Here is an 11084-nt window from a genome sequence, read left to right on the forward strand (position 1 = left end):
GGGAACCTTCTCGCCGCCGCGACCCATCCGCTCCCCGTGCGGCTCCGAACCCTTGTCGAGCAAGCCCACCGATCGCCGGGAGCACGATGATGTTTGAGCAGGGCGCCGAAGCCCACCGCCGAGAGGACCAGCCGCGCCTGTCCGTCGTGCCCGGCGCCGACACCGCCACGGCCGAAGCGCTGCTGCACCGGACGGCGCTCGGCGAGGACGAGGCCTTCGCGGCCCTGTACGACCTCATGTCGGGGCGCGTCTACGGCCTGTGCCTGCGGATCATCCGCGATCCGGCCCAGGCCGAGGAGGTCGCCCAGGAGGTGCTGGTCGAGGTGTGGCGCACCGCGACCCGCTTCGACGAGCACCGCGGGTCGGCCGCGGCGTGGGTCACCACCATCGCGCACCGCCGCGCGGTCGACCGCGTCCGCTCCGCGCAGGCGGCGGGGGACCGGGAACGACGCGCCGCCGCCGAATCCGCCGAACCCGAGTACGACTCGGTCGCCGAGACCGCCGCCGGCCGCCTGGAGCACCGCCAAGTGCGCCGGTGCCTCAAGACCCTGACCGAGCTGCAACGCCAGGCGGTCACCCTCGCCTACTACGGCGGCCATACGTACCGGCAGGTCGCGACCCTGCTCGAGACCGCCGTCCCCACGGTGAAGTCCCGCATCCGCGACGGCCTGGTCAAACTGCGCGACTGCCTGGAGGTGGCCCGATGAGCGCGGACGTCCACACCCTGATCGGCCCCTGGGCCCTCGACGCGGTCGACGCGGACGAGCGGCTCCAGGTCGAACGGCACCTGGCCGAATGCGCCTCCTGCGCGCAGGAGGCCGCCGAACTGCGCGAGACCGTCGCGCGCCTCGCCGACGTCACCGTCATCGAGCCGCCGCCGCGACTGCGCGACAGCGTCCTGGCCGAGGTGCGCCGCACCCGCCAAGAGGCCCCGGTCGCCCAGCCCGGCGAGACCCCGCCCGCGGAGGCCCCCGTGCCCGCGAGGCGCCGCCGGCACCGCCGCCGGACGCCCCGGCTGCGGCTCGCCCTCGGCGCCGCCGCGCTGGCCGTCGTCGCGGCCTTCGCCGGGGTCTTCGTCGGCTGGGCCGTCGACCGCGAGCCGGCCGGCATCGACGAGGGCACGCGCATCGCCGCCGTCCTCGAAGCGCCCGACGCCGAAGTCGACCTCCGGGAGGCCGACGGCGGCGGCCGCGTCGTCGTCGTCTCCTCCGCCGAGCTCGACGCGGCGGTCGTGGTCGTCTCCGACCTCGCCGACGTGGGCGAGGAGCGGTCGTACCAGGTCTGGAAGGTCGAAGCGGACGGGCAGGTCTCGGCCGGGGTGATGGACCCCGGCGACTCCTCCGCCACGATGCTCGTCGAAGGACTCGGCGACACCGAGATCATCGGTGTCACCAATGAGCCGGCAGGCGGTTCGACGGAACCGACCCTGCCGATGGTGGCGGACGTGGACTTGTCCGCGTAGGCGCCTGGGGAGGGGCGCGGACCGCGGCGTGAGTCCCGGCCCGCGCCTTTTTCATGCCCGAGTACGGCCTTCCTCCAGAAATATTTCGATCCGACCCATCCAGCCGCCCCCCGGCGCCGAATACCGGGCATGAACGTCAGAACGAGCGCAGCCCTAGCGGGGCTGGCCTGTGCCGCGAGCGCAGTGGCGGCGGCCCAGTTGGCCGCCGCCGCGGTGGCTCCCGGCAGCGCGCCGATCGCCGCCGTGGGCGCCGCGGTCGTCGACGCCGTCCCCGAGCCGGTCAAGGCCTTCGCCATCCGGACCTTCGGGTTCAACGACAAGCTCGTGCTCCTGCTCGGGATCGGCGCCGTGCTCATGGTCGCCGCCGCGGTGGTAGGCGTGCTCGCACGCCGCCGGATCGCGGTCGGCTACGCGGCCCTGGCCCTCCTCGGCACGGCGGGTGCGGCCGCGGCCCTGACCCGCCCGGCCGCTGAGGCCTCTTGGGCCGTGCCTTCGCTGGTCGGCGCCGCCTGCGGCGCGCTCGTGCTGCGGCTGCTGTTCCGACGGCCCGCGGCCCCGGGAGCGCCCGTCCCCGGCAGGGCGGTCGACCGGCGCGGGGTGCTCATCGCCCTGGTGGGCGCCGGGCTGGCAGGGGCGGCCGGATGGCGACTCGGCGGCACGGGGGAAGTCGACGCCGCCCGCGACGCCGTCCGGCTCCCCGAGCCGGTCTCGACCGGCCCGGCCGGCGAGGGGCTCGACGTCCCCGGCCTCACCTCGTACTTGACGCCGAACGCCGACTTCTACCGCGTCGACACCGCGCTGGTCGTGCCGCGGGTCCTGCCCGACGACTACCGGCTGCGCGTCACCGGCCGCGTCGACCGGCCCATCGAGTTCAGCTACCGCGACCTGCTCGAACGCGACCTGGTCGAGCGTGAGATCACCCTCTCGTGCGTCTCCAACGAGGTCGGCGGCACCCTCGCCGGGAACGCCCGCTGGCTGGGGGTCCCGCTCGCCGAGATCCTCGCCGAGGCCGGCGTGCGGGACGGCGCCGACCAGGTGGTCGGGCGCTCCGCCGACGGCTGGACCGCCGGGACCCCGACCGGGGTCTGCACGGACGGGCGCGACGCCCTCCTCGCAGTCGGCATGAACGGCGAGCCGCTGCCCCTCGAACACGGCTTCCCCGTCCGCATGATCGTCCCCGGCCTGTACGGCTACGTCTCGGCCACGAAATGGCTGGTCGAGATCGAGCTGTCCTCCTTCGCGGACTTCGACCCGTACTGGATCCGCCGCGACTGGGCCGCCGAGGCCCCGATCAAGACGTTCTCCCGCATCGACACGCCCAAGCCGCTCAAGACGATCGCCGCCGGCACCACCGCGGTGGCGGGGATCGCCTGGGCGCAGCACCGCGGCATCGACCGCGTCGAGGTCCGCGTCGACGAAGGCCCGTGGGCCGAAGCCGAGCTCGCCCCCGTGATCGGCCCCGACACCTGGCGCCAGTGGCGCTGGGCATGGGACGCCGAACCCGGCCGCCACAAGTTGGAGGTCCGCGCCACGGACGCGGACGGGGCCACGCAGACCGAAGAACGGCAGCCGCCGTTCCCCGACGGCGCGACCGGCTGGCACTCGGTCGTCGTCACCACCCAGTGAACGCCGAGGGCGACCGCCCTCGGCATATCGAAGAGAGGCAAGACCATGAACCACCGTTTTCTGACCCGCGCCGGAGCCCTCGCTGCCGCCGCCGGTTTTGCGATCACCATGTCGGCCTGCGGCTCGGACGGTGAGGACGCGTCCGGGGAGGACACCACGTCGGCCGAGGAGACCATGGCCGAGGAGGAGACCACCGAGTCGATGCCCGCCTCCGGCGAGTTCGGCGCCGCCTGCTCGGCCGTCCCCGCCGACGGGGAGGGCAGCTTCACGGGCATGGCCGACGACCCGGTCGCCACCGCCGCGAGCAACAACCCGGTGCTGTCGACGCTGGTCACGGCCGTGAGCGAGGCCGATCTGGTCGACACGTTGAACTCGGCTGAGAACATCACGGTGTTCGCGCCGACGAACGACGCGTTCGCCGCGATCCCCGAGGCCGACCTCGAGGCCGTGCTGGCCGACAAGGACCTGCTGACCAGCATCCTGACCTACCACGTCGTCGGCGAGGAGATCACGCCCGAGGAGCTCTCGGGGACCTTCACGACGCTGCAGGGCGCCACGCTCGAGGTCAGCGGCTCCGGCGAGGCGTTCACCGTGAACGGCTCCTCGAACGTAGTCTGCGGCAACGTCCAGACCGCCAACGCCACCGTGTACATCGTCGACTCGGTGCTCATGCCCGCGTAAGGGGCCTTACGGCCGGGCCGCCCGCGATCCGCGGGCGGCCCGCCGCCGTCGCGAAAGGGGGACGACCGGTGCGGACCGTCGTCATGCTGTTCACGAATGCTCTTCGCGTGCATGGCAACCCGGGCCTCGCGGCCGCGGCCCGCGACGAGCGCGTCGTGCCCCTCTACGTGGACGATCCGGACCGGCTCACGAACCCGAACCGCCGCGCCTTCCTCCGGGAGTCGCTGGCGGACCTGCGCCGCTCCCTGCGGGAACTCGGCGGCGACCTCGCGGTCCGCCGCGGCCCCACGGTCGACCAGGTCGTGGCGGTCCGCGCCGAGACGGGCGCCGAGGGCGTCGTCGGCGCCGACGACGTCGGCCGGTTCGAGACCGGCGTGCGCGAGCGCCTCGCCGCGGCGTGCGAGCGCGCACGGACCGCGTTCCGACTGACGCACGGGCCCTCCGTGGTCGGACCCGGACGGCTCCTGCCCAGCGGCGGCGGCCACTACCGGGTGTTCACCCCGTACTGGCGCACCTGGTCGCAGACCCGACGCGCACCCGAGACCCCGGAACCCGAACGGCTGCGGACGCCCGACCCGTTCCCCGGAAGCGACGAGCTCCCCGAAGCGGCCGCCACCGCGACCGCGCTTCCCGAGGGCGGCGAACGCGCCGCGCTCGAGCGGTTCGACCCCGACCGGGCCTACCGCCGCCGGTGGTCGGGTTCGTGAGGCGCCGTCCACTCGGCGCCGACCGTGCGCATCGCCTCGGTGCTGACGTCCAGGAACCGGGCGATGACCTCGCGCTCGGCGGGGCCGAAATCCGCCCAGGACTCGGCGAACGCCTTCGCGAGCGGCACGAACATCTTCCGCCCTTCCGCCAGGCCCGCTTCGGGCACGGTGAGGGCGACCCGGCGCCGGTCGCCCGCGGGCCGCTCGCGCCGCACGTGCCCGACCGCTTCGAGGCGGTCGATGAGCGCCGTCGTCGCCGAGGGGCTCAGCCCCAGTTCCTTCGCGAGCGCCGTGGGCGACATGGGCTCGCCGCGGCGGGCCGCGGCGAGGATGAGCGCCAGGGCGTTCACGTCGGTGCGGTGGAGGCCGTGGCGGGCCCCGAACCGCTCGGCGTACCGGTCCGACTCCACCGTGAGCGTCTGGAGCAGGCGGGTGAGGTCGAGGTCGGTGGGCGCGGTCTCGCCCCCGGCGGTGTGGCGGCTCATAGGCGCCGTCCTCTCCGTTCGCACTGTCGGTCTGCCCCTATTATTTCGATCATCAAATTATCCGCCCATGGAAGCAATGGGCGTGGCGACGCGAGGAGACCCGCACATGGCCCCCGAACGACCGCACCGAACCGTATCCCGGCTGCGCTGGATCCTCCCGGCGCTGCTGGCCCTCGCATGGCTCGCCCTGGGCGCCTTCGCGGGGCCCTTCGCCGGGAAGCTCAGCGAGGTCGCCGTCAACGACGGCTCGGCGTTCCTGCCGTCCTCGGCCGAGTCCACCGAGGTCAACGAGCTGCGGGCCGCCTTCGACGAAAACGACGTCGCCCCGGCGGTCGTCGTCGTCGAACGCCCCGGCGGCCTCGAGCCGGCCGACCTCGACTACCTGGAGGCCGCGAGCGCCGCGCTCGCGGACCTGCCGTTCAACGCCGGCCCGCCGATCCCCCCGCAGCTCGCCGAAGAGGCCGCCCCCGAGGCCGCCCAGCTCCTCGTCCTCATCGACGCCGAGGCCGAGCAGTCGGACGCGGTCGCCGAGATCCGCTCGGTCCTCGAATCCGAACGCCCCGAGGGCCTCACGGTCCTCGTCACCGGCCAGGCCGCGCTCGGCGCCGACCTCGGCGAGGCCTTCGCCGGCGTCGACGGCCTGCTCCTGCTCGTGGCCGCCGCGGTCGTCGCGGTGATCCTCGTGCTCGTCTACCGCTCCCCGCTGCTGCCGATCCTGGTGCTGCTCTCGTGCGGGTTCGCGCTCGCCGCCGCCAGCGCGGCCGTGTACGTCCTGGCCGACGCGGGCGCGATCGACCTCAACGGCCAGAGCCAGGGCATCCTGTTCATCCTCGTGTTCGGCGCCGCCACCGACTACGCGCTGCTCCTGGTGGCGCGGTTCCGCGAGGAGCTGATGGCCGGGGCGGACCGCTTCGGCGCGATCCGCAGGGCCCTGCGCGCCACGATCGAGCCGATCGCGGCCTCGGCCGGGACCGTGATCCTCGGCGTGCTGTGCCTGCTGTTCAGCCAGCTGGAGTCGAACCGGGGCCTCGGCCCGGTCGCCGCGATCGGCATCGCGGCGTCCTTCCTGGCCGCCACGACGTTCCTGCCCGCGGTGCTGGCCCTGTTCGGGCGCGCCGCGTTCTGGCCGCGCCGCACCGGCGCCGACCGCGCGGGCTCGCGTTCGCGACTGTGGTCCGGCGTCGCCGGGCTCGTCGCCCGCCGCCCCCGCGCGGTGTGGCTGACCACCGCCGCGGGCCTGGTGGTCGCGGCCGCGTTCATGACGCAGCTCAAGGCCGACGGCACCACGCAGACCGACGTGTTCCTCACCGAGGTGGACTCCGTCGCGGGCCAAGAGATCCAGGCCGAGCACTTCGCGGCCGGGTCGGGCGCGCCCGCCGTGATCGTCGCGGACGCGGACTCGCTCGACGCGGTGCTCGCGGCCGCCGAGGTCGAGGGCGTCGCCGCGGCCGCGCCGAAGACCGACGCCTCCGGGCAGGTCGTGGAGGCGGAGGGCCTGATCGAGATCGAGGCCGTCTTGGAGGACGCCCCCGACAGCGACGCCGCGATGGCCACTGTGGAGCGATTGCGCGAGTCCGTGCACGCCGTCGACGGCGCCGACGCGAAGGTCGGCGGGCCCACCGCCGTCCAGCTCGACACGCTCCGCGTCTCCGAACGGGACCGCGCCGTGATCATCCCGATCGTCCTCGCCGTGATCCTCGGCGTGCTCATGCTGCTGCTGCGGTCGATCCTGGCGCCGCTGCTGCTGACCGCCACGGTGGTGCTCTCCTTCGGGGCGACCATGGGCGTCTCGGCTCTGGTGTTCAACCACCTCTTCGGATTCCCCGGCGCCGACCCCGCCGTGGTCCTGTTCGGCTTCGTGTTCCTGGTGGCCTTGGGGATCGACTACAACATCTTCCTGATGACGCGCGTCCGCGAGGAGTCGATCCGCCTGGGGACCAAAGCGGGGGCCCTGCGGGGCCTGGTCGCCACCGGCGGGGTCATCACCTCGGCCGGGGTGGTCCTGGCGGCCACGTTCTCGGCGCTCGCGGTCCTGCCGATCCTGTTCCTCGCGCAGATCGCGTTCGTGGTGGCCTTCGGGGTGCTGCTCGACACGATCATCGTCCGCTCGCTGCTCGTCCCGGCGCTCACGGTCGACATCGGCCGGTCCGTCTGGTGGCCCTCGCGGCTGTCCCGAGTAAGGCCCCTCAGCCGGAACTAAGGGGTAAGGGAGCGCCGAAGCCCGGAAGTAAGGCCTCTCAGGGCCGGGTCTACGCGGAATCCTGATGCCCCCCGGCCGCCCTCAGCCGGAGCATTGGTGTCAGGCCGGAAACGCCGGCCGATGACACCGAAGGATCCGCCGTGAACGACTTCGACCTCCACTACCTCCACTACGCCCGCTCGGAAGAGCTCATCCAGCAGGCCGAGAACGAACGCCGGGCCCGCGAGCTCGTCGACGCCGCCAAGGCCACCCGCCGCGACGCCCGACACGCCCGGCATGAAGGCCTCGGGGCCCGCATCGCCAAGGCCCTCGGCCGCCGAGGACACCATGAGGAGGCCAGGGGCGGGCCGGAACCGGCACGGTTCCAGCCCGCGAAATAACCGACGCCGCTTGTCAGAGGGCCATGCCATGATTGTCGACATGCCGCGCCTAGGTTCCGACCTTCCCCTCTTCGCCCGGGACGCCGAACTCGCCTCCCTCCGCGAAACCCTCGACGCCGCCAGGGCCGGGCGCCCCGCCACGGTCCTCGTCTCCGGCGACGCCGGGGTCGGGAAGACCCGGCTCCTCCACGAGTTCAACGACAGCGCCGGTGACGGTGTCCGCACCGTCACCGGCCACTGCCTCGACACCGCCGACTCCGCCCTCCCCTACCTGCCGTTCGCCGAGATCGTCGGCACCCTCGCCCGCGACAATCCGGCCCTCGTCACCGACCACCCCGGCCTGCGCCCCCTCCTGCCCGGCCACCCCACCGCCGCCGACGGCGACCTGGGCCGCCTCGGCCTCTTCGAGGCCTTCCACGCCGCCCTCGCGGACCTCTCGGCCGAGCAGACCCTCGTCCTCACCCTCGAAGACCTCCACTGGGCCGACCGCTCCAGCCGCGACCTCCTCGCCTTCCTCACCTCCCGCCTCACCGCTCAGCGCGTCCTCATCCTCGGCACCTACCGGGCCGACGCCCTCCACCGCGGCCACCCCCTGCGCCCGCTCCTCGCCGAGCTCGTGCGCCTCCCCGCCGTGCAGCGCCTCCACCTCGACCCCTTCGACGCCCAGCACGCCGTCCACTTCGTCCGCGAACTCCACTCCGGGCTCGACGAGGAGACCGTCACCAAGATCGCCGCCGCCTCCGAGGGCAACGCGTTCCTCGCCGAAGAGCTCGCCGCCGCCGAGACCCACACGGTCACCTTCGAACTCGCCGAAGTCCTCCTCGCCCGGCTCGAACGCCTCCCCGAGGCCGCGAAGCAGGTCGTGCAGCTCGCCTCCGTCATGGGCCGGCGCTTCACGTACCGGCGGCTCAACGCCGCGGCGTGGAAACTCCTCGACGACACCGGCCTGCGCCACGAACGCGAACTCGACGAGGCCCTCCGGGCCGCGATCTCCCACGGCATCATCGTCCAGAAGAACGCCGAGGTCTACGCCTTCCGCCACGCCCTCCTCGGCGAGGCCGTCTACTCCGACCTCCTGCCGGGCGAACGCATCCGCTACCACCAGCGCATCGCCGAGTCCCTCGCCGAGGACCACGGCAAGGGCGCCGCGGCCGAGCTCGCCCACCACTCCTACGAGTCCGGCGACCTGGCCTGCGCCCTCTCCGCGTCCGTCCGCGCCGCCGACGAGGCCGTCGAACTCGCCGCCCCCGCCGAAGCGCTCCTGCATCTGGAACGGGCCCTGAGCCTGTTCGGGCGCGTCCCCGCCGAGCAGCGCCCCGAAGGCCTCACCGAACTGCGGCTCACCCTGCGGGCGGCCGCGAACGCCGAAGCCTCCGGCGAGATCAAACGCGCCCAGTCGTACTCGGCCGCCGCCGTGCGACTCGCCGACGCCTCCGGGGACCCCATCCAAGGCGCCCTCGCTCGCCGCAAATACGCCAAGCACCTCCTCACCACCGAAGGCGACGAGCAGGAGGCGCAACGGGTCGCCTGGGAGGCATGGGAACTGGTCAAGGACGACGAGCCCCACGCCGTCAAGGCCTGGGCCCAGGCCGTGCTCGCCCGCACCTGCTTCGCCAACCGGCGCTACGAGGAGGCCGCCGTCTGGACGGCCCGCGCCATCGCCACCGCCGACACGATCGCCGCCTCCGGCGAACCCGTCGAAGGCGACGCCCACATCGCCGCCAAGGCCGACGCGATCCTCACCGACAGCCTCGCGGCGTACCGCCGCGGCGACCAGACCCTCGAGCGGACCATCGAGCGCCAGAACGAGGCCCTCGCCCTCGTGCGCGGCCTGAACTGGCCCGAAGTCGAACTGCGCGCCCACTTCGACAACGGCCTGGCCATGGTCGACGCCGGCCGCCTCGTCGAGGCCCTCGAGCACTTCGACCGCGGCGTGGAGCGCGCCCGGCACACCGGCGACAAATGGAGCGCCTACGGCCTGGAGACCGCGGTCCGCCAAGTCATCTGCAACTACATGCTCGGCCGCTGGGACGAGGTGGACGCGAACGGCGAGATGGCCTCCAGCGTCCTGCCCGGCGTCGTGCTCACCCGCCTCGCCGCCGCCGTGCTCCTCGTCGACGTCGCGCGCGGCCGCTTCGACACCGCCGACCGGCGCCTCGACTACCTCGCCGACCGCTGGCAGCTCGACGGGCAGGTCCTCGCGCTCGCGGCCCTGTGCGGCGCCGAACTCGACCGCTGGCGCGGCCGACCGGACGAGGCGCTGCGCCGCGTCGAACGCGCCACCGAACGCATCACCCGCCTCCGCGGCTACTACCTCGCGGGGATCTCCGTCTGCGCCGCCGGAGTCGGGGCCGCCGCGGATCTCGCCCAGCGCCTGCGCCGTGACGGCGACGCGGCCGGCGCCAAGGACGCGGTCGCGGCGGGGGAGCGCCTGGCCGAACGGGCCCGGTTCTTCCTGGAGCACGGCCGTCCCCTGTCCGGCACCCTCGGTCCCGAAGGCCGGGCCTGGGTCGCCCAGCTCGACGCCGAGGAGTCCCGCCTCTACGGCGACGGCGACCCGGACCTGTGGCGCGCGGCCGCCGCGGCCTTCGACTACCGCACCGCGCTCGGCACCGGCCTGCCCGGAACCGGAGCGGCCCGCGCCGAAGACGGCGCGAACCCTGGGAGCAGCGCCGCCCCGGTGCTCGGGGAGCAGGAACGGCTGGAGCTCGCCCTGCGCGACCCGGTCGCTTCGGAGGCCTTGGCACTGCTCGACGCCGCCGGGAAGACCGGCGGACCCGGCGACGGCCCGTACGGCGGAGCGTGGGCCGAGCCGTACCGGCAGGCGTACGCCCACTGGCGGCTCGCCGAAGCGCTGCTCGCGGCCCCGGGCGCGGAATCCCGAACGGAGGCGGCCGCGGTGCTCGCGGACGCGAAGGCGACCGCGATCCGCCTGGGCGCGGGCCCGCTGGCGGCGGAACTGTGCGCGCTGGCGGAACGGGCGCGCCTCGACACGGCGATGCCCACCTCGACGCCGTTGACGCCCAGGGAGCTCGCGGTGCTGCGGCAGGTGGCGCGCGGGCTGACCAACCGGCAGATCGGGGCCGAGCTGTACATCTCGGAGAAGACCGTGAGCGTGCATCTGTCGAGGGCGATGGCGAAGCTCCAGGTCGCGGGGCGGGCCGCAGCGGTGAACGCCGCCCACTTGCGCGGCTACCTCACCGAAGGCTGAAAGCGGAGCCCGCAACCGAATGGACGGGAGCGGGCGTTTCGTGGTGCCCGCGAACGAGCGGATCGCGGGGCGGCGGAACGGGTCCGGCCCCGCGGGCCGCCATGAGAACACGCCGAAGACGACGGGCATGGGCGCCGGGAACACGAGTGCGGGGAGTCCGCCGCGGGCGCGGGCGAGGAGCCCGACCGGGCGGCCGGGCCGCGGTGGTCGGGTGCGCCGGTTCTGAGCGTCCGCCATTGCGAGGATGACGCGGGGGACCGACAATCCGTCGGCGCAGGGCGCAGGGCGCAGGGCGCAGGGCGCAGGGCGCAGGGCGCAGGGCGCAGGGCGCA

9 protein-coding genes are annotated in these 11084 nt (G+C 74.0%); 8 read left to right on the forward strand and 1 reads right to left on the reverse strand.

Going from position 1 to position 11084, the window contains the following annotated elements; translation table 11 throughout:
- Positions 1-89: 89 nt before the first annotated feature.
- The 5 genes from sigK to K3N28_RS14305 all read left to right on the forward strand — a co-directional run bounded on the left by sigK (position 90) and on the right by K3N28_RS14305 (position 4476).
- Entirely contained in the window at positions 90-707 is a 618-nt protein-coding gene (sigK, locus tag K3N28_RS14285; protein WP_374209783.1) for an ECF RNA polymerase sigma factor SigK, read from the forward strand.
- On the forward strand, positions 704-1462 hold the full coding sequence (locus K3N28_RS14290; RefSeq protein WP_228093219.1) for an anti-sigma factor domain-containing protein: 759 nt from the start codon (positions 704-706) through the stop codon (positions 1460-1462). The genes sigK and K3N28_RS14290 overlap by 4 nt, the downstream gene beginning before the upstream one ends.
- 129 nt (positions 1463-1591) lie before the next feature.
- Positions 1592-3088, forward strand: a complete 1497-nt coding sequence (locus K3N28_RS14295; RefSeq protein WP_228093220.1) for a molybdopterin-dependent oxidoreductase — start codon at positions 1592-1594, stop codon at positions 3086-3088.
- Between the two features lie 45 nt (positions 3089-3133).
- A complete protein-coding gene (locus tag K3N28_RS14300; protein ID WP_228093221.1) occupies positions 3134-3769 on the forward strand; it encodes a fasciclin domain-containing protein in 636 nt (211 codons plus the stop codon).
- A gap of 83 nt (positions 3770-3852) precedes the next feature.
- Positions 3853-4476 (forward strand): deoxyribodipyrimidine photo-lyase, encoded by a 624-nt coding sequence (locus K3N28_RS14305; RefSeq protein ID WP_228093222.1) that lies wholly within the window; start codon positions 3853-3855, stop codon positions 4474-4476.
- Here K3N28_RS14305 and K3N28_RS14310 read toward each other — a convergent pair.
- The gene (locus K3N28_RS14310) at positions 4449-4961 is read right to left on the reverse strand and encodes a MarR family winged helix-turn-helix transcriptional regulator (RefSeq protein WP_228093223.1); all 513 of its coding nucleotides are present in this window, start codon (positions 4959-4961) and stop codon (positions 4449-4451) included. The two genes, K3N28_RS14305 and K3N28_RS14310, sit on opposite strands and share 28 nt — an antisense overlap.
- Before the next feature lie 106 nt (positions 4962-5067).
- Between K3N28_RS14310 and K3N28_RS14315 the strand changes: the two genes are divergently transcribed.
- The 3 genes from K3N28_RS14315 (at position 5068) to K3N28_RS23355 (ending at position 10752) form a co-directional block, all read left to right on the forward strand.
- Positions 5068-7161 (forward strand): efflux RND transporter permease subunit, encoded by a 2094-nt coding sequence (locus K3N28_RS14315; protein ID WP_228093224.1) that lies wholly within the window; start codon positions 5068-5070, stop codon positions 7159-7161.
- Between the two features lie 140 nt (positions 7162-7301).
- The gene (locus tag K3N28_RS14320) at positions 7302-7541 is read left to right on the forward strand and encodes a hypothetical protein (protein WP_228093225.1); all 240 of its coding nucleotides are present in this window, start codon (positions 7302-7304) and stop codon (positions 7539-7541) included.
- Positions 7542-7581: 40 nt separating this feature from the next.
- Complete coding sequence (locus K3N28_RS23355) at positions 7582-10752, forward strand: LuxR family transcriptional regulator (RefSeq protein ID WP_304608726.1); 3171 nt, start codon at positions 7582-7584, stop codon at positions 10750-10752.
- The last annotated feature ends 332 nt before the right edge of the window (positions 10753-11084 follow it).

The sequence above is a fragment of the Glycomyces sp. TRM65418 genome, assembly GCF_019710475.1.
In the GTDB taxonomy this organism is placed as follows: domain Bacteria; phylum Actinomycetota; class Actinomycetes; order Mycobacteriales; family Micromonosporaceae; genus Glycomyces.